At 51.3% G+C, this 24,267-nt stretch carries 19 protein-coding genes; 15 read left to right on the top strand and 4 right to left on the bottom strand.

The features are described from left to right. Positions 1-175: 175 nt before the first annotated feature. The 13 genes from C2M34_RS00095 (at position 176) to C2M34_RS00035 (ending at position 15,988) form a co-directional block, all read left to right on the top strand. The gene (locus C2M34_RS00095) at positions 176-883 is read left to right on the top strand and encodes a hypothetical protein (protein WP_158681368.1); all 708 of its coding nucleotides are present in this window, start codon (positions 176-178) and stop codon (positions 881-883) included. Next, positions 884-2,293 (top strand): Y-family DNA polymerase, encoded by a 1,410-nt coding sequence (locus C2M34_RS00090; protein WP_105257744.1) that lies wholly within the window; start codon positions 884-886, stop codon positions 2,291-2,293. Next, positions 2,293-5,388: an error-prone DNA polymerase gene (locus tag C2M34_RS00085; RefSeq protein WP_105257743.1), complete on the top strand. Its 3,096-nt coding sequence runs from the start codon at positions 2,293-2,295 to the stop codon at positions 5,386-5,388. Before C2M34_RS00090 ends, C2M34_RS00085 begins: the two co-directional genes overlap by 1 nt. A gap of 194 nt (positions 5,389-5,582) precedes the next feature. Then, positions 5,583-6,839 carry a serine hydroxymethyltransferase gene (gene glyA / locus C2M34_RS00080; RefSeq protein WP_105199731.1) on the top strand — a complete coding sequence of 419 codons (1,257 nt, stop codon included), beginning with the start codon at positions 5,583-5,585 and terminating at the stop codon, positions 6,837-6,839. A 149-nt stretch (positions 6,840-6,988) separates the two neighbouring features. After that, on the top strand, positions 6,989-7,438 hold the full coding sequence (nrdR, locus tag C2M34_RS00075) for a transcriptional regulator NrdR (protein WP_105199732.1): 450 nt from the start codon (positions 6,989-6,991) through the stop codon (positions 7,436-7,438). A gap of 1 nt (position 7,439) precedes the next feature. Further along, positions 7,440-8,585: a bifunctional diaminohydroxyphosphoribosylaminopyrimidine deaminase/5-amino-6-(5-phosphoribosylamino)uracil reductase RibD gene (gene ribD, locus C2M34_RS00070; RefSeq protein WP_105257742.1), complete on the top strand. Its 1,146-nt coding sequence runs from the start codon at positions 7,440-7,442 to the stop codon at positions 8,583-8,585. Positions 8,586-8,587: 2 nt separating this feature from the next. Beyond that, complete coding sequence (locus C2M34_RS00065) at positions 8,588-9,244, top strand: riboflavin synthase (protein ID WP_105199734.1); 657 nt, start codon at positions 8,588-8,590, stop codon at positions 9,242-9,244. A gap of 17 nt (positions 9,245-9,261) precedes the next feature. Beyond that, positions 9,262-10,368, top strand: a complete 1,107-nt coding sequence (gene ribBA, locus C2M34_RS00060) for a bifunctional 3,4-dihydroxy-2-butanone-4-phosphate synthase/GTP cyclohydrolase II (protein WP_105199735.1) — start codon at positions 9,262-9,264, stop codon at positions 10,366-10,368. Between the two features lie 101 nt (positions 10,369-10,469). Continuing rightward, on the top strand, positions 10,470-10,934 hold the full coding sequence (ribH, locus tag C2M34_RS00055; protein ID WP_105188120.1) for a 6,7-dimethyl-8-ribityllumazine synthase: 465 nt from the start codon (positions 10,470-10,472) through the stop codon (positions 10,932-10,934). Positions 10,935-10,943: 9 nt separating this feature from the next. Then, positions 10,944-11,354 carry a transcription antitermination factor NusB gene (nusB, locus tag C2M34_RS00050; protein ID WP_105199736.1) on the top strand — a complete coding sequence of 137 codons (411 nt, stop codon included), beginning with the start codon at positions 10,944-10,946 and terminating at the stop codon, positions 11,352-11,354. 45 nt (positions 11,355-11,399) lie between these two features. After that, positions 11,400-12,377 carry a thiamine-phosphate kinase gene (thiL, locus tag C2M34_RS00045; RefSeq protein WP_105213186.1) on the top strand — a complete coding sequence of 326 codons (978 nt, stop codon included), beginning with the start codon at positions 11,400-11,402 and terminating at the stop codon, positions 12,375-12,377. Positions 12,378-12,379: 2 nt separating this feature from the next. Next, positions 12,380-12,865 carry a phosphatidylglycerophosphatase A family protein gene (locus C2M34_RS00040; protein WP_105199773.1) on the top strand — a complete coding sequence of 162 codons (486 nt, stop codon included), beginning with the start codon at positions 12,380-12,382 and terminating at the stop codon, positions 12,863-12,865. A 9-nt stretch (positions 12,866-12,874) separates the two neighbouring features. Further along, positions 12,875-15,988, top strand: coding sequence for a diguanylate cyclase domain-containing protein (locus C2M34_RS00035; protein WP_105213185.1), 3,114 nt, complete (start codon positions 12,875-12,877; stop codon positions 15,986-15,988). 92 nt (positions 15,989-16,080) lie between these two features. Here C2M34_RS00035 and dxs read toward each other — a convergent pair whose 3' ends face one another. The 3 genes from dxs to C2M34_RS00020 form a co-directional block, all read right to left on the bottom strand. Further along, on the bottom strand, positions 16,081-17,943 hold the full coding sequence (gene dxs, locus C2M34_RS00030; protein ID WP_105257741.1) for a 1-deoxy-D-xylulose-5-phosphate synthase: 1,863 nt from the start codon (positions 17,941-17,943) through the stop codon (positions 16,081-16,083). 68 nt (positions 17,944-18,011) lie between these two features. Continuing rightward, on the bottom strand, positions 18,012-18,899 hold the full coding sequence (ispA, locus tag C2M34_RS00025; RefSeq protein ID WP_105199740.1) for a (2E,6E)-farnesyl diphosphate synthase: 888 nt from the start codon (positions 18,897-18,899) through the stop codon (positions 18,012-18,014). 8 nt (positions 18,900-18,907) lie between these two features. Then, positions 18,908-19,147 (bottom strand): exodeoxyribonuclease VII small subunit, encoded by a 240-nt coding sequence (locus tag C2M34_RS00020; protein WP_105199741.1) that lies wholly within the window; start codon positions 19,145-19,147, stop codon positions 18,908-18,910. 276 nt (positions 19,148-19,423) lie between these two features. On the opposite strand from C2M34_RS00020, the gene C2M34_RS00015 reads away from it, so the two are divergent. Continuing rightward, positions 19,424-21,346: a DNA topoisomerase III gene (locus C2M34_RS00015; RefSeq protein ID WP_105257740.1), complete on the top strand. Its 1,923-nt coding sequence runs from the start codon at positions 19,424-19,426 to the stop codon at positions 21,344-21,346. Here C2M34_RS00015 and C2M34_RS00010 read toward each other — a convergent pair. Then, complete coding sequence (locus tag C2M34_RS00010; RefSeq protein ID WP_442792771.1) at positions 21,343-22,662, bottom strand: M20 metallopeptidase family protein; 1,320 nt, start codon at positions 22,660-22,662, stop codon at positions 21,343-21,345. The two genes, C2M34_RS00015 and C2M34_RS00010, sit on opposite strands and share 4 nt — an antisense overlap. Positions 22,663-22,737: 75 nt before the next feature. Between C2M34_RS00010 and C2M34_RS00005 the strand changes: the two genes are divergently transcribed. Further along, positions 22,738-23,595 (top strand): tetratricopeptide repeat protein, encoded by an 858-nt coding sequence (locus tag C2M34_RS00005; RefSeq protein WP_105199743.1) that lies wholly within the window; start codon positions 22,738-22,740, stop codon positions 23,593-23,595. Positions 23,596-24,267: the final 672 nt, after the last annotated feature.

Genomic DNA, 24,267 nt, shown 5'->3' with positions numbered 1-24,267 from the left:
GTGTTTTTAGCTTTTTCAGTTTCTTACAAGCCCAGCCCAACACGCTGGGCTTTTTTGTTTTCCTCCTCCTGGCAAGCCTCTGCACCTGTCTTTTTGCTCGAATAAAATCGATCCTTTGTGCATCCGCGAAAATTATTTATACTGTATTTATATACAGTATTTTGAGGTGATGTGGATGAACACAACTTTAGCAGCGATGCACCATCAAGGACTGATCTTCAGCGCCAATCAAGACCGGGGCGCTGAGCAGCAAGAAAGCGAGGCGGTGCTTAGCAGTGGTTTTTCGGCCCTGGATCGGCTGCTTGGTGGCGGCTGGCCGCAGAGCGGGGTGATCCACCTTAGCAGCGAGCCGGCCATAGGCGAATTTGCCCTGCTACAGGGGGCGTTGGTGAAGGCGCGCGAGCAAGGCCTGGTGGTGCTCATTAATCCGCCGGCAGAGCCCTGTATCCAATGGTTGCTTGCCCAAGGTGTTGCTCCTGCCCGCTTACTGATTTTACGCCCGCAAAGTACGGCGCATGCGCTGTGGGCCGCAGAGCAATGCTGTCGCAGCAGCAGTTGTGCCCTAGTGTGGCTGTGGCATCAGGGTCTGTCGTTTACTCAGGCGCGGCGCTTTAGCCTGGCGTGTCAGCAATCACAGGCGCTTTTGGTGCTTGTGGATTATCAGTGTCAAAGCTCGGCCTTACCGGTGCAAATCAGTATGCGATTGCAACAGCGGCAACAAGGCTTGCAGCTTGTTTTATTGCGTCAGCAAGGGCGTTTTGCCCGTGGCGAGGTGACCTTGAGTAAGGTGCAGCTCTGGCCCTTTCTCCGCCATAGCCACAAACAAATGGCGTCATCTTTGACACAGCTGCAACCGGCTGCCCAGCATTACGAGGTAGGGTAAATGTATTTGGCTGTGTATTGTGCGCACTTGCAATTGCAGCGTCGGCAGTTGCAGGAGCCTGCGGTCTTGGTGGCCAAAGAGCATGTGGTGCAAGTAAATGCTGCGGCGCAGCGTCTGGGTGTGCGCTTGGGTATGGGCCTGGCCAGTGCCGCGGCGCTGTGCGCCACCTTACAAGTGTATCCCTACGAGCCTGAGCTGGAGCGGCAATTATTGCAGGAGCTCGCGGCGCACTGCTATCAAGTCTGTGGCGACATCATCCTGGCCGGCAGTGATTGTTTGATTGTGGTGGCCACCAGTATGCGGGCTCTCTATCCCAGTACAGAGCAGCTTTTTGGCGCCTTAGCGCCGGTCATTCGTGCCTTTGTGCCGCATTTTTACTATGCCTCGGGAGAGAGCATGGAGGTGGCGGAGCTCTTGGCCCGCGAGCAACGAAACTTTATCAGTGATGAGGCAAGCGTCTGTCGCCAGCATCTGGCCCGCGTTGAGGTGACGGATCTCTTACTCGCAGTCGAACATAAACAGCAATTGGCGCGCTTAGGAATTGAGCGGGTCGAGCAGCTCCTAGCCCTGCCCATGAATCAGCTGCGCCAGCGCTTTCATTATGAGGTGGTGGATTATTTAACCCGTCTACAGGGGCAACTGCCCCATGCGGGCCTTGCGAAAAAGTCCGGGTATTATCGCTTTTACCAGCCAACCCAGAGCTTTAGTGAAAGCCGGGAGCTGAATTTTGAAATCGATAACTGTGAGCGTCTGTTGCGGCCCTTAACTCAGTTGTGTGAGTGTTTGTGTCGTTATCTGCGCCAGCATCAATTGCATACTCAACGCCTGGTTTTTAGTCTTTTTTTTCGCGAGCAAGTGGCACTGGAACTCTGCTTAGACAGTGTTGAGCCACAAGGACAGCTGGCTCCTTGGCAGGCCTTACTGGAAATTAAGCTGGCGGCTTTAGTGCTGCCGGCGCCGGTCATTGCCATACGTTTGCAGTGCGAGGAATTTGTCAGCGCCGACGGTCACAGCGAAAACCTTTTTGCCAAGCGCCAGCAGGGGCTGGCAAAGCAACAACTGCTGAGTTTGCTTAACGCCCGTTTAGGGCCGCAGCATTGCTATCGTCTGCAACCGGGGCGGGCGCATATCCCCGAATTTACTCAGGTGCAGGAGGCCACCTTGCATCCTTATCAAGATGGGCTGCCCGCATCACCGCAGGCCCTCTTGCGACCCAACTTTATGATCGAACCCGTCCCCTTACAGGAGCAACTTTGTTTACTGCGCGGCCCGGAGCGGATCCAAAGTCATTGGTGGCAGCAAGCGCAGTTAGAGCGCGATTACTATATCGGTGAAAACAGTCGTGGCCAGTTGTGCTGGGTGTTTAGGGATAAACACAAGGGCTGGTTTATACAGGGGTATTTTGCCTGATGGCCGGCACGTACAGTGAATTATTTTGCCAAAGTAATTTCAGCTTTTTAACCGGGGCCTCACACCCGGAAGAGCTGGTAGGCAGGGCCGCGGAGCTGGGTTACAGCGCCCTGGCCTTATGTGATGAATGTTCGGTGGCGGGGGTGGTCAGGGCCCATAGCCACATCAAGGCGCAGCAATTGCCCATTAAGCTGATCGTTGGTAGTTACCTTTGCTACGAGGAATTAGAGCTGGTGGTGTTGTGCCCCACCAAGTCGGCGTACAGCCAGCTCTGTCGGGTGATCACCAATGCCCGCAGGCGCTGTGAAAAAGGGCGCTATCAACTCAGTGAATGGGATTTAAAAACCCTGAAGGGCTGCATCCTGATCTGGCTCGTACATGGGCGCAGCGAAGCAGCGAAAACGGCGGATAAAGAGTGGGGGCCCTGGTTGCAACGCCATTATGGCGAACAGCTTTACTTAGGTGTGCGCCGTGAGCTCAATGGCTTTGAACCTGAGCAATTGGCCTATATACGCACCCTGAGCGAGCAATGGCAGATAAGCGAAGTGGCGCTCGGTGCCGTGCTAATGCACACGCCGGAGCGCCTGCCTTTACAGCATGTGCTCAGTGCCATTAAGCAAGGGCAAACCGTGTCTTCGCTAGGACAGAGCCTGTTAGCCAATGCCGAGCGGGCTTTGCGCCCTTTGGACAAATTAGCCAAGCTGTTCAGTCCGGCCCAGTTGGCAACCAGTGAGCAGATTGCGCAAAGCTGCGCCTTTAATCTGGATGAGCTCAGTTATCAGTACCCCTATGAACTGGTGCCGCAAGGTCTAAGCGCCAGCGAACATCTTAAATCCCTGGTAGAACAAGGGGCGAGGAAGCGTTTTAAGGGGGTAGCGCCGCCGGCGATCCAAGCTACCATAGACAAAGAGCTCGCGCTTATTGCCGAGCAAGGCTATGAGCCCTTCTTTTTGACTATTCACGATATTGTGCAATTCGCCAAACGCCACGATATCTTGTACCAGGGGCGGGGCTCTGCGGCGAACTCTGTGGTCTGCTATTGCCTGGAGATTACCGCCGTCGACCCCAGACAAATCGATGTTTTGTTCGAGCGCTTTATCTCCAAAGAGCGCAACGAGCCGCCGGATATTGATGTCGACTTTGAACACCAAAGGCGCGAGGAGGTGTTCCAGTATATTTATCAAAAATATGGTCGGCAGCGCGCCGCCCTGGCCGCGACCGTGATCACCTATCGCTTAAAAAGTGCCATGCGCGATGTGGGCAAGGCCCTTGGTTTTAGCGACACTCAGCTTGATTATTACATTAAGCAACTTAACCGCCGCCACGGCGGCGGGCAATGGCAGGCGCAGCTGATCCAACTCGGGCTCGACCCTGAGGCGACCATTAACCAGCACTTTTTCCGTTTGGTGGATGAAATAAAGGGCTTTCCCCGGCACCTGTCACAGCATGTGGGTGGCTTTGTGATCTCCGAAGGACCGCTGCATGAGCTGGTGCCCGTTGAGAATGCCGCCATGCTTGAGCGCACCGTGATCCAGTGGGATAAAGACGATCTGGAGAGTTTAAAACTGCTTAAGGTGGATGTGCTGGCCTTGGGTATGTTGAGCGCTATTCAACGCAGTTTTAAACTTTTGGAAAAGCACTATCAGCACAGTATTAGCATTGCCGATATTACTCGCCTGGGGGATGACCCTCAGGTATATGCCATGTTGCAAAAGGCCGATACCGTGGGCGTGTTTCAAATTGAATCGCGGGCGCAAATGAGCATGCTGCCACGCCTGAAGCCGCGTTGTTATTACGACCTGGTGATCCAAATCGCCATTGTGCGTCCCGGGCCGATTCAAGGGGACATGGTGCATCCCTATTTACGCCGCCGTGACGGCGATGAAGCGGTGGAGTACCCCTCCAAGCAGGTAGAGCAGGTATTAAAGCGCACTTTGGGAGTGCCCATTTTCCAGGAGCAGGTGATCAAGGTGGCCATGGTTGCTGCTGGGTTTAGTGGGGGCGAGGCCGATCAACTGCGCCGCGCCATGGCCAAGTGGAAACGCGACGGCGAGCTGACCCAGTTCAAACAAAAGCTGATCGATGGCATGCTGCAGCGCGGTTATGACTATCAGTTTGCCGAGCGTATCTATCAGCAAATTTGTGGTTTTGGCGAGTATGGCTTTCCCGAGTCCCACTCCGCCAGTTTCGCGGTGTTGGCCTATGTGTCGGCCTATTTAAAATACTACTACCCCGAGGTGTTTTTCTGCGCCTTGGCAAACAGCTTACCCATGGGCTTTTATTCCCTCGACCAATTGGTTCAGGATGCTCGGCGTCACAATATCAACATACTGGCCGTAGACGTAAATCACTCCCTCTGGGAGCATCAAGTCATACGCCAGGGCGAGCATGTTGCCGTGCGTTTGGGTTTTTGCTGTATCAAGGGCTTTAGCGCGGCAAGTGCAGATAAGCTGATTGCGCAGCGCCCTACGTCGGGCTATCGCAGCATTAGCGAGCTTTACCATCATGGTTTACAAGAAGGGGAGCTGGAAACGCTGGCCAGCAGCAACGCCCTGGCGGCCATTGCCAAGGACAGGTTTAACAGCCGCTGGCAAATTATGGATAAACAGCAGCGTTTGCCCCTCTTTGCCGATGATGAAAGCATTATGGAGGAAGAGTCGGTCTTGGCGGCGCCCAGCGGCATCCAGGATACCTTGGAAGACTACGCTAGTATGGGCGTTAATATGGGAGCGCATCCATTAACCTATTTACGTCAACAAGGCTTGTTTAGCAATGCTAAGAAAGCCAGCGAATTAAGCCAATGCCGTAATGGCGCCAGTGTCACCATTGCCGGTTTGGTCACCGGGCGTCAGTCGCCGGGCAGTGCCGCGGGGGTGACCTTTTTAACCCTGGAAGATGACACTGGCAATATCAATGTGGTGGTGTGGCTGGCCACCGCCAAGGCGCAGCAAAAAGCGTTTTTAACGGCTCGCCTGCTGGAGGTTAAAGGTGTGGTGGAGCATCATAAAGGGGTGGTGCATGTGATTGCTGGGCGTTTAATCGACCACAGTGATAAATTACCGGCTTTAATTCTAAAGAGTCGATTTTTTCATTAGTAATAAAAATGGCTTTCGGTTTATTTATTTTAAATTTTTATGTATTAGATAAAAAAATATCATTTTTTTAGGGCTGTGAAAAAAATTCAATCCCTGTTTAAATAAGCTCAACCTTAGCCAATAGGCAAACGCGCCGTTTAAGCGTACAATAGCGGCCTTTCATATCGACAATCACGTTGCACCTAGGAGACAGCATGTTAGAACGTAACATGAACATTGCAGACTTTGACCCAGAATTAGCTAATGCGATGAACGCAGAAGTAGCTCGCCAAGAAGAGCACATCGAGCTTATCGCATCAGAAAACTACTGTAGCCCTCGCGTACTTGAAGCACAGGGTTCACAGCTAACTAACAAATATGCAGAAGGCTACCCGGGTAAGCGTTACTACGGTGGTTGTGAGCATGTTGACGTGGTTGAGCAACTGGCTATTGACCGTGCGAACGAGCTATTCGGTACCGAGTATGCAAACGTACAGCCGCACGCGGGTTCACAAGCAAACGCCGCTGTTTTCCAAGCGCTTCTTCAGCCGCACGATACCGTACTAGGCATGAGCCTGGCACACGGTGGTCACTTGACTCACGGTGCACACGTAAACTTCTCAGGTAAAATGTACAACGCTATTCAGTACGGCCTAAACGAAGCAACCGGTGAAATTGATTACGATCAGGTTGAAGCGCTAGCGCTTGAGCACAAGCCAAAAATGATCATCGGTGGTTTCTCTGCTTACTCAGGTATCGTTGACTGGAAACGTTTCCGTGAAATCGCTGACAAAGTAGGTGCTTACCTGTTTGTTGATATGGCTCACGTTGCTGGCCTTATCGCCGCTGGTGTATACCCAAGCCCAGTGCCTTACGCGCACGTGGTAACAACCACTACGCACAAGACGCTTGCTGGTCCTCGTGGTGGTCTAATCGTTTCTAACTGTGGTGACGAAGAGATCTACAAAAAGCTAAACAGCGCCGTATTCCCAGGTGGCCAAGGTGGTCCTCTATGTCACGTAATCGCGGCTAAAGCGGTTGCTTTCAAAGAAGCGCTACAGCCTGAATTTAAAGCATACCAGCAGCAGGTTGTTGCTAATGCTCAAGCCATGGTTGAAGTGCTACAAGAGCGCGGTTACAAGGTAGTTTCGGGCAAAACCGACAACCACCTGTTCCTTCTTGACCTGATCGACAAAGACATCACAGGTAAAGATGCCGATGCTGCCCTTGGCAATGCCAACATCACGGTAAACAAGAACTCGGTACCAAACGATCCGCGTTCACCGTTCGTAACTTCTGGTCTACGTATCGGTTCTCCGGCTATCACTCGCCGTGGTTTCAAAGAAGCCGAAGCGAAAGAGCTAGCTGGCTGGATCTGTGACGTACTAGACAATATCGAAAGCACTGATGTTCAGGCACAAGTGAAAGAAAAAGTGAAAGCAATTTGCGCTAAGTTCCCTGTTTACGCATAACAGCGTGAAATAGCTATTACACAAACATTTGTGTATGATAAAGGCCGCAATTTTTGCGGCCTTTTCGTGTTTATGGGGTGCTAATGTGCACAGTAAACACGATGCAGTAGCTTGCGGCCTTTTTGTTATCTACAGGAACCCCATTCACTATGCATTGTCCTTTCTGCAGCGCTAAAGACACCAAGGTAATTGACTCACGTCTGGTCGGTGGTGGCCACCAGGTTCGTCGTCGTCGCGAATGCAATGACTGTCACGAACGTTTTACCACCTTTGAAGGGGCGGAATTAGTGATGCCACGGGTGATCAAGCGTGATGGTTCCCGTGAGCCCTTTAATGAAGACAAGTTGCAAAATGGCCTGCATCGCGCCCTCGAGCGTCGACCAGTAAAAACAGAACAAATCGATGAGGTGGTGCATCAAATTAAATCGCAAATTCGCGCCACTGGCGAGCGTGAAGTCAGCTCACAACTGATAGGCGAATGCATTATGGAAGCGTTGAAGGGTCTGGATAAGGTCGCTTATGTGCGCTTTGCTTCTGTCTATCGCTCGTTTGAAGATATCCGTGAATTCGGTGAAGAAATCGCCCGCCTAGGAGACTAAGATGATCTTCAGTGCGGACGATAAGTGTTATATGCGCCGGGCCATTGAGCTGGCGTATCTAGGTCGATTCACCACCACCCCCAATCCCAATGTCGGCTGTGTGCTGGTTAAAGATGGTCAGATTATCGGTGAAGGTTTTCACCAACAAGCGGGGACAGCACATGCTGAGGTGCATGCACTTGCGGCGGCCGGTGACAAGGCCGAAGGCGCTACCGTATATGTAACCCTGGAACCCTGCAGCCATACCGGCCGTACCGGCCCCTGTGCCGGCGCCCTGATCAAGGCCAAGGTGGCAAAAGTCATTTGCGCCATGCAAGACCCTAATCCACAGGTCAGTGGTCGCGGCATGAAGATGCTGGCCGAGGCGGGCATAGAAGTCGCATCTGGTTTGCTTGGCGATGAAGCCGAAAAGCTAAACCTCGGCTTTTTAAAGCGCATGCGCACCGGGCGCCCTTATGTTACCTGTAAGCTGGCCGCCAGCCTGGACGGTAAAACCGCCCTGGCCAATGGTGAGAGTAAATGGATCACCGGGCCCGAGGCACGTAAAGATGTGCAGGCGTTTCGCGCCCAGCACTGTGCCATTTTAAGTGGCGCCGATACCGTGCTGGTGGATGACGCTAAGCTCAATGTGCGTTTGGACGACACGCAACTGGCCGAGTATGTGCTGCCGGAGGTGCGCCAACCGCTGCGGGTGATCTTAGATAGCCGTTATCGGCTGACCCCGGATTTAGCGCTTTTTCAACAGCCCGGCGAGATATTATTAGTGCGCTCACGCACAGCCAGTGTGACGCGCAAAGAGCTTGATAAACAGTCCCTGTGGCCCAACAATGTAACCGAGTTGATGTGCGAAGGCCTTGAAAATGGCCAGGTTAATCTCGACGCCTTGCTGGCGGAGCTGGCGCAGCGCGATATTAACTCAGTTTGGCTGGAGGCGGGGGCGACCCTGGCCGGTGCCATGGCGCAGCAGCAACTTATTGATAGCTACATTGTTTATATTGCGCCAAAATTAATGGGCAGTGATGCCAACGGCTTGTTAACTATGGGCCCCTTTACGGCCATGACTCAAGTGCCAACCCTGCACTTTAGCGATATGACCCCAGTTGGTGAGGATATTCGCCTTACCTTAGAACAACTTAGAGTAGAATAGCCATGTTTACAGGCATTATTGAAGCAACGGGCACGCTCAGCTCCCTGACCTTGGTTGATGGCGACTTAAGCGTGCGCGTACAAAGTGACAACTTGGACATGAGTGACGTCGCGCTTGGCGACAGTATCGCTACCAATGGCGTCTGTTTGACCGTTACTGAAAAATTCAGCGATGGTTTTAGTGCTGATGTCTCAAAAGAGACCTTGTCACTGACGCGTTTTGCGCATTACCAGCGCGGCCAGCGGGTCAATTTAGAAAAGGCTCTGCAGCCGATTTCACGCCTGGGCGGGCACCTGGTTTCCGGCCATGTGGATGGCATTGCCGAGGTGGTAAAAGTCAGCCCTAATGCCCGCGCCATCGACTATTGGTTAGCGGCGCCGGAAGCGCTGATGAAATATATTCCCTACAAGGGCTCGGTGTGCATCGATGGCGCCAGTTTGACCGTTAATGAAATCGACGGCAACCAGTTTAAATTAACCATAGTGCCGCACACACTGGCACAAACCACGATCGCCGAATTTCAGGTTGGCACTAAGGTCAATCTCGAGGTCGATCAAATAGCGCGTTACTTGGAGCGCCTAATTCAAGGGGCGCAAGCTCCGAAAGCAGAATCAACAGTAACCGAAAGCCTGCTGGTGCAGGCCGGATTTATCAAATAACACATAGTGGGCAAGATATGAGTTTGAATAGCGCAGCGGAGATCATCGAAGACATTAAAAATGGCAAAATGGTCATCTTGATGGACGACGAAGATCGTGAAAACGAAGGCGACCTGATTATTGCCGCCGAGCACATCAGTGCTGATGCGATTAACTTTATGGCGACCTATGGCCGCGGCCTGATCTGCTTAACGCTGACACAAGAGCGTTGTGAGCAATTGGCACTGCCGCTGATGGTGAAAAACAATGGCGCCCAGTTCTCGACCAACTTCACCATGTCTATCGAGGCCGCCAAGGGTGTAACCACAGGTATTTCTGCCGCCGACCGTGCGCGCACAGTGCAAGCCGCCGTGGCCAAAGGCGCGGTAGCCGAGGATATCGTTCAGCCTGGGCATATTTTCCCGATTATGGCCCAGCCTGGTGGTGTTTTAACCCGAGCTGGTCATACCGAAGCTGGCTGTGACTTAGCCCGTCTGGCCGGTCTTGAGCCGTCGTCTGTAATTGTCGAAATCCTGAACCCAGATGGCACCATGGCCCGTCGCCCTGAGCTGGAAGTGTTCGCTAAGGAGCACGGTATTAAGATGGGCACCATTGCCGATCTTATCGAGTACCGTAACCTTAATGAAACCACCATTGAGAAGGTTGCCCAGTGTAAGCTGCCGACCGAGCATGGTGAGTTCGAGCTGGTAACATACAAAGACACTATCGATGGTCAGCTTCACTATGCCATGGTGAAGGGTGAAATTAACGACCCAACCTTAGTGCGTGTGCACCTGCAAAGTACCTTTAACGACATTCTGCTATCCGATCGCGGTGCCGATCGCAGCTGGACGCTTTCTAAGGCCATGGATTACATTGCCAAAAATGAAGGGGTACTGGTTATTCTTGGCAAACAAGAGTGCAGCGAGGATATCGAAGCCATGGTCAAGGCGTTTGCCATGGAAGATGAAGGTCAGCAGGCCAATCATCGTAAATTCCAGGGCACCTCGCGTACCGTGGGCATTGGCTCGCAAATCCTTGCGGATTTGGGCATTACCAAGATGCGCCTGATGAGCATGCCGAAGAAGTATCATGCGCTGTCAGGCTTCCACCTTGAAGTGGTTGAATACGTACAGCCAGAATAAGCAGCTATTTTTTTTCAGTTATGGTATGATGCGCGGCAATTTTGCGATACCCCCTAATTCGCCCCGCATCACGCGTTGGCAATATCAATAAAGGTTTATAAATGAAAATTATTGAAGGTAACAAGTTTGCACCGGGCAAAAAATTTGCCATCGTGATTTCACGTTTTAATGACTTCATTGGCAGCAGCCTACTTGATGGCGCGGTGGATGAGTTAAAGCGCACTGGCAACGTCAGTGACGACGACATCACAGTAGTTTACGTACCGGGCGCCGTTGAGTTACCACTTGTGGCTAAGCGTCTTGCCGCTAAAGGCGAGCACGATGCCATTATCGCCCTTGGCGTTATTATTCGTGGCGGCACACCGCATTTCGATCTGGTTGCCGGTGAGTCGAACAAGGGTCTGGCACAAGTATCGCTAGAGTATGATGTACCAGTTGCTTTTGGTGTATTAACCACGGAAAGCATCGAGCAAGCCATTGAGCGTGCTGGTACAAAAATGGGCAACAAGGGTGGCGAAGCTGCACTAAGTGCCCTAGAAATGGTTAATGTTTTAGACAAAATTTAAGGGTTCACAGTGAAACCAGCAGCTAGACGCAAAGCGCGCGTATTGGCCTTACAGGCCGTTTACTCTTGGCAAATGAGTGGCAATGCCATTGCCGACATCGAACAGAATATGTTGCTTGAGAACGACATTTCTAAGGTTGATGTAGAGTATTTTAAAGATCTCGCTCGTGGCGTGGCCGTTAACTTTAAACAGTTGGACACCATTTTGGCTCCGCACCTAACGCGTCCTTACGAAGACATCGACATGGTTGAGAAAGCCATTCTGCGTCTAAGCGCGTATGAGTTAAAGTTCCGTGAAGACGTACCTTACAAGGTAGCGATTAACGAAGGCATTGAATTGGCAAAAACTTTTGGTGCCGAAGACAGCCATAAATTCGTTAATGGTGTGCTGGATAAGGCGGTCAAGGAACTGCGTAGCTAAGCACCTGACAACAAGGAGAGCCGGCTCAGGCCGGCTTTTTTGTGTATGCAAGAATTTGAATTAATTAATCGCTACTTTAAAGGCCGTGGCATCAGTCGTCGCGACGTTAACTTGGGTATTGGGGATGACTGTGCTCTAGTCACAGTGCCGCAAAACAGCCAGTTGGCGGTCACCACAGACACCATGGTCAGTGGCGTGCATTTCTTTGAAGATATGTCACCACGAGCCTTGGGACATAGAGCCATCGCCGTAAACCTGAGCGACTTGGCGGCCATGGGCGCCGAGCCGGCCTGGGTGTCGGTGGCTTTAACCTTGCCTCATGCCGATGCGCAATGGCTGGAAGAATTTACTGCGGGCATGCATGAAATTGCCGAGTATTTTAATGTCCAGATCATAGGTGGCGATACCACTCAAGGGCCGCTTACGGTAACCGTTTGTGCCAAGGGCACGGTTCCCGAAGGCAAGGCCATTACCCGCAGTGGTGCCAAGCCAGGCGACTGGATTTATGTCACCGGCCCGCTTGGGGATGCCGGATTGGCGGTGGAAGCACGCAAGCAACACCTGGACATAGACCCGGAGTGGCTGAAAAAATTAACTCATAAGCTTGAATACCCGACGCCGCGCGTTGCTGCGGGGCAGGTGCTGCGCGGTTATGCCAGTGCCGCCATCGACATCTCCGATGGTTTACTGGCGGACTTAGAGCACATCCTTGAGATGTCTCAGGTCAGTGCCACCATACAGGCCGATAAGATCCCTACCACTGAGGCGTTCCGCCAAAGTATAGAGGGTGAAGCCAAATGGCCGTATATTCTGGCCTATGGCGACGATTACGAGCTGCTTTATACGGTGCCGGAAAACCACAAGGCCATGCTCGATAACAAGCTTAACCAGTATGGTATCGATGCCGTTTGTATCGGCCAGATCCGCGGTGGTGAAGGCAAAGTCGACGTCTTTGATGGTGAGCATAAGCTGGATATCAGCGCCATGGGATTTGAACATTTTGCCGAGGATGACGCATGCTAAGCATGACCAGTAACAGCTATAATTTACGCCGTGGCCATCAGTTCTTAGGTCTTGGCTTTGGCCTGGGTTTAAGCCCCAAGGCGCCTGGCACTGTGGGCACCTTTGCCGCCTTGCCCTTTATCTTTATGACCATGAACTTTCCGCTGTGGCTGCAACTGGTATTTGCGGTGGTGATCTCTGTGCTGGGTATCTGGGCCTGTGGCAAAACCGCCGATGATTTGGGCGTACACGATCACCCGGCAATCGTCTGGGATGAGGTGGCTGGTTTTTATATCACCATGATAGGTGCGGCGCTGAATTGGCAAACGCTTTTGGTTGGCTTCTTATTATTCCGCTTCTTCGATATCGCCAAACCAGGACCGATACGCATGCTGGATAAACGCCTACACGGTGGTTTGGGCATTATGGCAGACGATATTTTGGCCGGGATTTGCTCTCTAATTTGCCTACAGGCGTTAATTAAAGTAGGTTATTTGCCTGGACTATAAGTTTTGAACATGGGTGTGACATTGCTGCGGTTTTTACAGTCACTTTTGCTGCTGGCGGCGACGCTGATAACATCAACGGCGTCGGCATCTATTACCGATTATGTAGTCAAACAATGGAACACACGTAATGGCTTGCCTTCGCAATCCTTAAAGAGTGTGACCCAGGACAATCAGGGTTATATTTGGGTCGGCACCCAGTTCGGCCTCAGTCGCTTCGATGGCGAGCACTTCACCAACTTTAATGAGCAAAACAGCAACTTCCTAAGCAGCAACGCCATTAACAAGCTGCTGATAGATAAAGAAGGCCTGCTGTGGATCGGCACCAAGAAAGGGGTTTCTGTGCTCGACCCCAATTCGATGAACTACTTTCAGTTCGGCATTAGCGGTCCGGTGCGCGATATCTTGCAAGATGACAAGGGCAATATCTGGGTTGCCGCTAGCGAACTTTTTTATATCGAGCGTAACCAAATTGCCTTCCACCTTGACGAAGAGCAGCGCCGCCGCAGCGGCCGCATGCAAAGCCGATTAACTGCGATTAACCAGATTTCCGTCAGCAAGATGGCGCTGGCGCCGCAAGGTGTTTGGTTGGTCAGTGAAAATCACCTCTTGCGCCTAACCAATATGTCGTCCTCATCATCCAGGCTGCGCTTAAAAATCACCGCCCGGGTGACCTTGCCCGAGCGCTTGGCACAAACCATAATTCATGATTTGGCCTGGCTTGAAGGGACTCTTTATCTGGCGTCTGAGCTCGGCGCCTATTTCCTTGATATAGACGATGAATTACGTCCCTTTGCCTTGCCAAACGCCAGTAATGCCGCCGTTTATAAGTTTATGAGTGACTCCGATGGGGCGCTGTGGATTTCGACCTATGGCCGCCTTTTGTATCGCGATAACTCCAAAGAGTGGCAGTGGGTGGAGCCGGCAGCACTGGATCAAAGCATCTGGTTTTCAGACATTTACCGTGACGATCAAAACAATATTTGGCTTGCCAGTTTTAGTGAAGGCTTGTGGCTGGCGCATGCCGGGCGGGTAGAGCGCCACAATGCCTTATCAAGCATGACCGAAGCCGTGATGGCGCTGACCCTCTCTCCTAAGGGGCAACTTTGGGTTGCCAACCGCTCTGGAGTCGGTTATTTCGATCAGGACAATAACTTCGTCAATCGTATTCCTCGCGCCAAGCTCAGACGCAGCGCCGTGCACGATATGCATTTTGTCGGCGAGCGCCTCTATATTGCCACCGACCGCGGTGTCCTCTATTTTGAAAATGAAGAACTCTTTAATATAGAAGCGCGCGAGCTGCGCCTTAACCCTGTGTTTGCCATTAGTGAGGCCAGCGCCGGTGGGCTTTGGTTTGGTACAGGTCGAGGCATGTATCGCCTTGGTTATAAGGGGCTGACTCCCTTTAACTACAATGCGGTGCTCGACAGTAAATTTATCACCTTTGTCGTCGATAAGGGCAAATATGGCCTGATCGGCACCAGCCAGGGCGGCTATATCTTCTCCGACAAGGGCATAGAGCGTGCCGGTGATAACACCGCCCTTGAGAGCGCTTATGTCACCAGTATCTTAGAAATAGACGGGGTGGGCACTTTAGTTGGCTCACTCAATGATGGCCTTTTCTATCGCAGTACCAAGGGGCGTTGGCATCAGCTTGATGTTTCTAACGGTCTGCCTTATGGCTCCATCTTTAGTTTGCATTATGACAAAGATCTGCAGCGGGTCTGGGTCAGCACCATGAAGGGTGTGTATCGCATGCCGGTGGAGCAATTCTCCGATGAAATAGGCAACTTGCAGGTGGAGCAGGTGATCTCCTCCTACGACCGCCAATTAGACGGTAAGGCCAGCCAGTGCTGTGCCGGTTTAGGCCATGATGCGGTTGCCGATAATGGCAGTTCGATTTGGTACCCCAGTTTGCAGGGGGTGGTGGAAATTCCCAAAAGCGTGCAGCTGTTTGGCCAGGATCCTCTAGCTCCTCAGGTGGAAAGCATAGCGACGCCACGACGCACCCTTTACACGGGCGCCTTGGGCAAGAAACCAGTGCTTGATACCGATGAGCGCGACCTTACCATCAGCTACACCGCCATCGACTTTTATGCGCCGGCGGAAGTGGAGTTTCGCTATCGCTTACAGGGTTTGGACAATGACTGGCGCTACGCCAACAATCGCCGCGAGGCCATTTATACCAATTTACCGCCCGGGCCTTTTGTCTTTCAACTTGAAGCCAAGCGCACCAGCGGCAATTGGCAAGAGGCCAGCAGCGCAGAGTACGCCTTTACCGTGCCACGTCGGTTTGATGAAACCATTTACTTCCGTTTGCTGATCGTTTCTTGCTTCTTCTTTATTTTGTATCTGTTGCTGTGGGTCTTTAGGGCACAGGAGCGACGTAAACAGGCGGCGTTGGAAAGCTTGGTGGAAGAGCGCACCCTGGAGCTGCGTGACGCCAACGACAAGCTCAATCAGGTTAACTCTCAGTTGAAGTTAGTGAGCCATTCCGACGAGCTGACCGGGCTGCGCAGCCGCCGCTTCTTGTTCGATCAGCTGCCCAAGGATATAGAGCACTATCAGCGCAATGCAGAGTCCTTGCAAAAGCAGGGTCGTGCCCTGGTGCTGGTAATCGTCAATATCGACAACTTCTCGCGTATAAATGATGCCTACGGGCCACTAAGCGGCGATAGCTGCTTGCAGCAAATGGCGACCCTGCTTAACTCCTGTACTCAAGGGTCGGACTATGTGGCGCGCTGGAGTGGCGATGAGTTCTTATTGCTGCTGCGTGACTTTGAGGTCGATCAGGTTAATCTCTTTGTGCGTAATCTGTGTAAGTCCATCGCCAGTAAGAGCTTCTTACTGCCTAATGGTAAAAAGATTAACCTCAGCGCCTCCCTAGGCTGGTCCTGCTATCCCATGCCTTTATTAGGCGGTCAGGTGATCGGGTGGGAAACCTCTGTGAATCTGGCGGATATCGCCCTGCATCAAGTGAAAAAGCGCGGCGGTGATGGCTGTGCGCATATCGAATTTGATGATCAGCTTGATGCCTTTGAGTTCGAGCAAAGCGAGAATCTTGATGAGCAGATAGCGACGCTGCAGAGCTCGTCCCTGGCGGATATTAAGATTTGGATGCGTTAAGCCAGAGCTAAGTCTTTGGTCTCTATGAGCCAAAACACGGACAGAAAAAAGGAGCGATATCGCTCCTTTTTGCTTTTATTTAGCTTTGCTAGTTACGCTAACCAAGCTTTAACTTGTCGCTCGATACCGGCGCTATCCAGGCCAAGCTCTGCGTGCATTTCCTGCTGGGTACCGTGCTTGATAAAGACATCCGGCAGGCCTAAGTGTAATACCGGCTTAAGCTGCTTGCTTTGTGCCAGATATTCGCTCACCGCTGAGCCTGCACCACCGGCAATCATATTGTCTTCCAAGGTCACCAGGTGCTCATGGGTAGCGGCTAATTCATCAATCAGCGCCGTATCCAGTGGCTTAACAAAACGCATATCTACCAAGGTGGCATCCAGTGCTTCGGCGGCTGGCTCGGCATACTCGAGTAGGGTACCGAATGACAGTATGGCCACACCTTTACCTTGACGAAGCACACGGCCTTTACCAATTTCAAGCGCTTGCATTTGTGCATCGAATTCACCCTCACCGGCGCTGCCACGGGGATAGCGCACCGCTGCTGGCTTATCCAGCTTGTGGCCGGTGTAAAGCATGTTGCGGCATTCGTTGGCATTGGCCGGAGCCATGATCACCATATTAGGAATGCAGCGTAAGAAGCTTAAATCATAGGTGCCCTGGTGAGTTTCACCATCGGCGCCAACCACACCGGCACGGTCGATAGCAAATAACACAGGTAACTCTTGCAGGGCAACATCGTGGATCAGCTGATCATAGGCGCGCTGTAAGAAAGATGAGTAAATCGCCACCACAGGATTTAATTGCTCGCAGGCAAAACCAGCGGCTAAGGTCACAGCATGCTGCTCGGCAATGGCCACATCAAAATACTGCTCTGGGTATTCCTTGGAGAAACGCACCATGCCTGAGCCTTCACGCATGGCCGGGGTAATGGCCATCAGGCGGCTGTCTTCGGCGGCCATATCGCATAGCCAGTCGCCAAAGACTTTGGAAAAGGTCGGCGCGCCAGGCTTTGACTTGGGTAACTTGCTTTCGCTTGGGTCGAATTTGGGCACAGCATGGTAACCGATAGGATCGGCTTCGGCTGGCTTATAACCTTTACCTTTTTGCGTTTTCACGTGCAGTAGCTGCGGACCCTTAAGGTTGCGCATATTGCGCAGGGTGTCGACCAGCATATTAACGTCGTGGCCATCAATGGGGCCGATGTAATTAAAGCCCAGCTCCTCGAAAAAGGTGCCAGGGATCACCATGCCTTTCAGGTGCTCTTCCATGCGGCTGGCCAGCTCTTTGACTGGCGGCAGACCGGAGAGCAGCTTTTTGCCACCTTCACGAATATTAGTGTAAAAGCTGCCGGAAAGAATACGAGCGAAGTGGTTATTCAAGGCGCCCACGTTTTCCGAGATAGACATCTCGTTATCGTTGAGGATCACCAGCATATCCGACTTCACATCACCGGCGTGGTTCATGGCTTCGAAGGCCATACCTGCGGTAATAGCACCATCGCCGATCACGGCTACGGTTTTACGTCCTTTACCTTCTTTTTGCGCCGCAATAGACATGCCTAACGCCGCAGAAATCGAGGTACTTGAGTGACCCACACTAAAGGTGTCGTACTCGCTTTCGCCACGGTAAGGAAAAGGGTGCAGGCCATCTTTTTGGCGGATGGTGTGCATTTGCTCGCGACGACCTGTGATCAACTTATGCGGATAGGCCTGGTGACCCACATCCCAGATCAAGCGGTCGAATGGCGTGTTATAGACATAATGCAACGCCACAGTCAGCTCCACCGTGCCTAAACCTGAGGCAAAATGGCCACTGCTTTGTGATACGGAGTTCAGTAGGTAGTCCCGCAATTCATAGCTAAACGCGCCTAGCTTATCTTGAGCCAGGTCGCGCAGTTGTGCAGGTTCATCGACCTGATTTAAAAGGGGATACTTGCTACTATCCAAATTCATGCGTTTTATTATCCTTCACTGCGATGGCCCGAGTATATCAAAATGGGCACGGCCATCTGTAGTAATTTTTAATGATCTCGGGCGATGATGTATTGCGCCAGTTGCGCCAACATCCTGGTGTCATAGGGCAGGTTATCGAGGGCGGCAATGGCCTCGTCATAGAGCTGCTGTAGTTTGGCTTTTGCGCCATCTAAGCCAAGCAGAGCCGGGTAGGTGGCTTTACTGGCGGCCTCATCCGAGCCCTGCGGTTTGCCCAAGGTCTGGGTGTCGCCTTCTATATCTAAAATATCGTCTTGCACCTGGAATGCCAGGCCGATGGCCTTGCCGTATTTTTGCAGTGCCGCTTGCGTATCGCTGTCGCCCTTGGGGGCGCATAAATAGCCAAGTTCGATGGCGCAGCTTAGGAGCGCACCGGTTTTGGCATTATGTATCTGCTCAAGCTCGCTTAAACTGATGTCTTTTCCTGTTGCGGCTATGTCCAGGGCCTGGCCGCCGACCATGCCGAGCAAACCAGACGCTCGGCTTAGGCTTTGTACCAGGCGAATTTGCGCACCAGCCTCTAGGTTAAAGTCACTGCTGCTTAGCAATTCAAAGGCGATGCTCTGCAAGGCGTCACCGGCCAAAATGGCATGGGCTTCATCATAGGCAATATGGCAGGTGGGGCGACCACGGCGTAATTCATCGTCGTCCATGGCTGGCAAGTCATCATGCACAAGGGAATAGCTGTGAATACATTCGATGGCCGCGGCGGCCTTATCAAGATCGCCCTTGTTGGCACCGAGCATGGAGCCGACGCAATAAACCAAAAACGGACGCAGTCGTTTACCGCCATTTTGTACGCTGTATTGGCTGGCCGCGAGGATCCTTGGTTGGGCATCTTGCTGGCTGTGGAAATAGTTTTCCAGGGTGTGCACTACGTCTTGCTGCGCTTGCGCTAAGGCTTGTTTTAATTCCACAGTGACTATTACTCTTGAGGGTCCATAGGCGTTAATTCGCTGTCGAGATCATTACTCATCAGCATGCTTACCTTTTGCTGTGCATGATCCAGTTTTTGCGCCGAGACATTGGCCAGGCTGATACCACGTTCAAACTGCTTTAAAGAATGTTCCAGCGGCATATCGCCTTGTTCCATCTCAGTGACAATTTGGCTCAGTTCATTGATTGCGTCCTCAAAGGTGAGGTTTTCTGGTTTTTTTTGGGCCATTGCCTGCGCTCTCGTTACTGAATTGCTAAGAGCGCCAATTTTAGGGGGATTCCGTGACCAGGTCAAAGGCGGTGATGATTTTCGACCACTTAGAGCCAGTGTAGTTGTTTTTAATCTGCAGATTTTAAATAAAGGGTTAAGTACTTGAAGTGGCTCGGTAGCAATTTAAAGCATGGGTGCGCGTTACTTAGTGGGCACTAGCTCTTAATACTCTTTCATCAAAAGTAAAAATGCACTACACTCTTTCTTACTGTATGGATGAACAGTTGTTGTGCTATGAAGCTATATATTGCCGAAAAACCTTCCCTTGGGCGTGCCATTGCTGCCGCTTTACCTAAACCCCATAACAAAAAAGACGGCTATATCGAGCTGGGCAATGGCGATTGCGTGACCTGGTGTATCGGTCATCTATTAGAGCAGGCTGAGCCCGATGACTATGATGCCGCTTATAAAAAGTGGCAAGTACAGCATCTACCCATAGTGCCACAGCAATGGCAACTTAAAGCCAAGAGCAAAACCCGCAAACAACTTACCCTAGTCAAAAAGCTGATCAAGCAAGCTTCGCAAATTGTTCATGCCGGCGACCCCGACAGGGAAGGGCAACTCTTAGTCGATGAGGTGATCTCCCAAGCCAATGTGAGCAAGGCTAAAAAGCAAAGTATTCAGCGTTTACTGATCAGTGACCTAAATTTACCCGCAGTGAAAAAGGCCCTTGGACAATTGCGTGCCAACGCGGAATTTATTCCACTTAGCGTCTCGGCTTTGGCGCGCTCCCGTGCCGATTGGCTGTTTGGCATGAACCTCACCCGGGCCTATACCCTTGCGGGCCAAAAAGGCGGCTATAAGGGTGTGCTCTCCGTTGGCCGGGTGCAAACGCCCATCCTTGGCTTGGTGGTAGCGCGGGATAAAGAAATTAAAGAATTTGTCAGCAAGCCCTTCTATGAAGTAGAAGCCCTGATGCGCACTCAAGAGCAACAAGGCTTTACCTTAAAGTGGCAACCGAGCGAAGCCTGCCAACCTTATCAGGACGAACAGAGTCGGGTATTAGTCAAGGCCTTGGCCGATAACGTTGTTTCCCGTATCAAGGGGCAGCATGGATTGATCACTCAGGTCAAAAGGGCTGAAAAACAAGAGCAGGCGCCCTTGCCTTATAACCTGTCGGCACTGCAAATCGATGCCGCCAAGCGCTTCGGGTTGCCAGCCAAAGCGGTACTTGATACCTGCCAAAGTCTTTATGAAAAACATACCTTGATCACCTATCCACGCTCGGATAATAGGTATTTGCCTAAGGATCATTTTCAGCAGGCGCCTGCCATTATCGATAGCGTGATTGCCAACGGCGTGTTTTCAAAAGAGCAGCTGGCTACCGCGGATCCGTTAAGAAAAGCACGTTGCTTTAACGATGCCAAGGTTGCCGCTCACCATGCCATAGTGCCGACCAATAAAAAGACCTCGGCGCAGCTCACAGAAACGGAGCGCCGTGTTTATGAGCTGATCTGTCGCCAGTACCTGATGCAATTTATGCCGGCCTACCGTTATCACCAAACCGATGTGGAAGCAGAGATAGCCGGCGGCACATTCACTACCAAGGCCAAAGAAGAGATAGAACGCGGCTTTAAGGTGTTATTGCCCAATAAAGAAGAAAAAGAAGCGCCTAGCTTACCGCCTTTAAGCCTGGGTCAGCAGGTACTGTGCGAGGATGCGCGCCGATTAGATAAAAACACCACACCACCGGCGCATTTTACCGATGCCACCTTGCTTGCAGCGATGACTGCTATTTCCCGCTATGTGAAAGACCCGGATATCCGTAAGGTGCTGCGGGAAACCGATGGTCTGGGTACAGAGGCGACCCGCGCCAGCATTATCGAGTTATTGTTTACCCGTGGCTTCCTTGCTCGCAGTGGCAAGACCATTGTTGCCACAGAAACGGGTGTGGCGCTGATCAATGCCTTGCCTGACACCCTTTCAACACCGGATATGACCGCTCATTGGGAAATGGCCTTGGCACAAATTGCAGAGAAACAGCTTAAGTACGATGATTTTATGCAGCCCTTGGTTGGGCAACTAGGGGCATTAATTGAAGAAGCAAAAACCTGTGACAGTCGTCAGTTTTCACATATCAAGAGTCAGGTAAAAAGGAAGTTTAAGGGCGCGAGAAGAAAGAGCCCGCGCCCGAAAAGCAGTAAAGCTCAGGCTTAGTTTCTATTAAACAAGGCCAATGCTGCATTACTCATGGCGTTGACCCCAGTTGGAATCGCCTTTTGGTAATCCGGAGCAAACTTACTCGAATGTAATGACGGTAACTGGGTATTGTTTTTCATTGCCTCCTTGTAAGTATCAGGGTCTACACCACCTAGCCAGAATAGGGTAATAGGCAGCTTGTCTTCGGTACGGCCATATAAACCAAAGTCTTCACCGGCCATGACTGGCTCGGTCAACTCAACATTATCGGCGCCAATGGCCGCTTTAATGGCCTGGGTGACGCGAGCGGTTTGCTCTGGGTTATTGTAGGTCGAGGGAATAGACTCGGCCTCATGAACCACCACTTCAGGGTAAAGTGATTCTTCAAGCCCGGCACTGGCGGCAATACCCGCGGTAATGCGCTTAATCGCCGCAATCTGTTGTTCGCGTACCGCCGGGTTATAGCTGCGTAATGTCAGCTGGAGTTTGACCTCGTTGGAAATAACATTGTGCTTACTGCCCCCATGGATTGAACCTACGGTGACTACCGAAGGCTCAAGAGGAGAGAGTTCGCGGCTGGTGATCGTTTGTAAGGCCAGCACGATACGAGAAGCCAGCACCACGGGATCGATAGTGGTATGCGGGTACGCACCGTGGCCGCCTTTGCCTTTGACATGAATATCAACAGAGTCGACGCTGGCCATGGTGTACTCCGGCTTTAAAGCAACCTTACCCGCGGGCACACTGGCACTGACATGCAGGGCTAAAATATGATCCGGCTTGGCAAACTGGCTAAAGAGCCCTTCGTTTAACATGGCCTTGGCGCCGGCACCCACTTCCTCGGCGGGCTGGGCCACCATCATTAGGGTGCCTTGCCATTGGTCTTTGTGGGCGACCAAGTGCTCGGCGGTGCCAATAAAGCTGGTCATGTGAATATCGTGACCACAGCCGTGCATCACGCCGACCTCAGTCCCTTCTTTATTTAGCACCTTCACCTTAGAAGCATAGGAAACGCCGGTTTGTTCGGTGATGGGTAAACCGTCGGTGTCGGTGCGGATCATAATAGTAGGGCCTGCACCATTTTCTAGCAGTCCGACCACGCCATACCCACCCACCTCAGAGGTGACCTCAAAGCCCAGACGTTTTAGTTGCTTGGCGATTTTCTTGCCGGTTTGTTGTTCTTGTAACGAGAGCTCAGGGGATTGGTGTAAGTCCAAATAGAGCTTTTCCAGCTCGGGCAGGCGCTCGTTAACCTTAATAGCGGCGTCGGCGGGCAATGCCGTGGTTAATAATAACGCCGTGCTCGCTATTGTCATATTTTGCAGAAAACCCATAATATTCCTTACACTTGTAATTGTGATCTTTGACTCCATATCAAAGCCTAATTCTAAATAGATGGCAACTTAACCATGACGAATCAAATTCAACTTACTGCTGAAAATATTCAGCAGGTTTTAGGACAAACTTCCGAAGACAATATCGTTGCCTTGAGCTTCTACTCGGCGCAGAGCCATGAATGCCAAGAGCAGGCACGTATTCTCGATGGTTTAGCGCAGCAATATCAGCAGCATCTTATCGTTGCTACCCTGGACTGTGACCTTCAGCAAGCGCTGGCCAGCCAGTTGGCGCAGCAAATTGGTTTGCAGACATTACCCACCTTAGTGCTATTAAAAGGTGGCGCGCCGGTGGATATGTTGCCAGGCGCGCAAAGCGAGCAACAAATAAAAGAAGCATTGCAAAAGCACCTGCCACAGCCGGAAGATGCTTTATTACAGCAGGCTAAAGCAGCGTTGGCGGCGGATAACCTGAATGATGCCTTTAAATACGCCAAGCAGGCCTATGAAATCGACCCGCAGAATGCTCGAATTAAGCTGGTGCTAACCGATATCTGCATCCAAATACATAAGTTGGATGATGCAAAAGCCTTGCTAGATACCATAGCGTTGGCGGATCAGGACGCCTACTACAACAATATCAAAGCAAAATTAGAGCAAGCAGAGCAAGCACAAGACTCTCCTGAGATCCGCTTATTGCAGCAGGAAATTGAGCAGCAAGGCGATAATTTAGAGCTTAAGGTGAAACTGGCGGTGGCTTTTAATGATGCCGGTCGTAAAGCTGAAGCGCTCGAAACTTTATTTTTAGTGCTAAAGAAAGATCTTAACTTTGCCGATGCGAAGAAGTTCTATCTTGATATTATCGCCAGCCTACCTGAGGGGGATGCCCTGGCGGCGGCGTCACGTCGAAAACTATATAGCATTCTTTACTAGGGCTATTTTTGAGTACCTACATATATAGGTATAGATATGACTACGGCGAGCTTAGGCTCGCCGTTATTATTTTTAGATTCCTACCTTGATCTTTACCGCAGTTGTTCAATACTTAGTAGTCCTGCCACGGAAGAATCATAACAAGGCCTGAATTCAAGACCTGAATTTGGCTACTTAACATCCGGTTTTGGGTGCTTATTAATCAATTGATACGCAAAAGGCTATTTTTCGCAATTTTCTTTAAAAAAGGGGTTGCGTCGAAATCGAATCTCCCTATAATGCGACCCCACTGAGACGGCAGGCAGCAACGCATAGCGAGGCGCTAGCGACTCAGGGAGTCAAGTAAAACTGAGTTTTGAGGCTTTCCTTGAAAAAAGAAACTTTCTCAAAATTAAGTGTTGACAACAAATCAGGGTTGAGTAGAATGCACAGCCCTCGAGACGCGAAAGCAACTCGAAACCGGGTAACCGGAATGTTCTTTAAAAATATGAAGCACTCATCTGTGTGGGCACTCGTACAGATTGAGTTCTAACAGCAGATTCTAGTTCGCTAGATGACGCAAACAAATTTAGAGTCTCAATGTTTTTCCTTAAATGGAAAGTGAGTGACCAACGGCAATAAATTTATTTATTGCAGCACAGTCAATTCGATATCGAAAGATATCATCACAGT

It is taken from the genome of Pseudoalteromonas sp. T1lg88 (assembly GCF_002964765.1).
Classification (GTDB): domain Bacteria; phylum Pseudomonadota; class Gammaproteobacteria; order Enterobacterales; family Alteromonadaceae; genus Pseudoalteromonas.
The sequence above is the reverse complement of the archived record's forward strand: the minus strand, read 5'-3'. Positions and strand labels throughout refer to the sequence as shown.

Bases quoted from the DNA above. Each gene is read 5' to 3' on its own strand.
- C2M34_RS00005 (WP_105199743.1), top strand. From the start codon at position 22,738: ATGACGAATCAAATTCAACTTACTGCTGAAAATATTCAGCAGGTTTTA.
- C2M34_RS00020 (WP_105199741.1), bottom strand. From the start codon at position 19,147: ATGGCCCAAAAAAAACCAGAAAACCTCACCTTTGAGGACGCAATCAAT.
- thiL (WP_105213186.1), top strand. From the start codon at position 11,400: ATGCAAGAATTTGAATTAATTAATCGCTACTTTAAAGGCCGTGGCATC.
- C2M34_RS00095 (WP_158681368.1), top strand. From the start codon at position 176: ATGAACACAACTTTAGCAGCGATGCACCATCAAGGACTGATCTTCAGC.
- C2M34_RS00035 (WP_105213185.1), top strand. From the start codon at position 12,875: ATGGGTGTGACATTGCTGCGGTTTTTACAGTCACTTTTGCTGCTGGCG.
- ribH (WP_105188120.1), top strand. From the start codon at position 10,470: ATGAAAATTATTGAAGGTAACAAGTTTGCACCGGGCAAAAAATTTGCC.
- ribD (WP_105257742.1), top strand. From the start codon at position 7,440: ATGATCTTCAGTGCGGACGATAAGTGTTATATGCGCCGGGCCATTGAG.
- C2M34_RS00065 (WP_105199734.1), top strand. From the start codon at position 8,588: ATGTTTACAGGCATTATTGAAGCAACGGGCACGCTCAGCTCCCTGACC.
- nrdR (WP_105199732.1), top strand. From the start codon at position 6,989: ATGCATTGTCCTTTCTGCAGCGCTAAAGACACCAAGGTAATTGACTCA.
- glyA (WP_105199731.1), top strand. From the start codon at position 5,583: ATGTTAGAACGTAACATGAACATTGCAGACTTTGACCCAGAATTAGCT.
- ribBA (WP_105199735.1), top strand. From the start codon at position 9,262: ATGAGTTTGAATAGCGCAGCGGAGATCATCGAAGACATTAAAAATGGC.
- C2M34_RS00015 (WP_105257740.1), top strand. From the start codon at position 19,424: ATGAAGCTATATATTGCCGAAAAACCTTCCCTTGGGCGTGCCATTGCT.
- C2M34_RS00040 (WP_105199773.1), top strand. From the start codon at position 12,380: ATGACCAGTAACAGCTATAATTTACGCCGTGGCCATCAGTTCTTAGGT.
- C2M34_RS00085 (WP_105257743.1), top strand. From the start codon at position 2,293: ATGGCCGGCACGTACAGTGAATTATTTTGCCAAAGTAATTTCAGCTTT.
- C2M34_RS00010 (WP_442792771.1), bottom strand. From the start codon at position 22,662: ATGGGTTTTCTGCAAAATATGACAATAGCGAGCACGGCGTTATTATTA.
- C2M34_RS00090 (WP_105257744.1), top strand. From the start codon at position 884: ATGTATTTGGCTGTGTATTGTGCGCACTTGCAATTGCAGCGTCGGCAG.
- dxs (WP_105257741.1), bottom strand. From the start codon at position 17,943: ATGAATTTGGATAGTAGCAAGTATCCCCTTTTAAATCAGGTCGATGAA.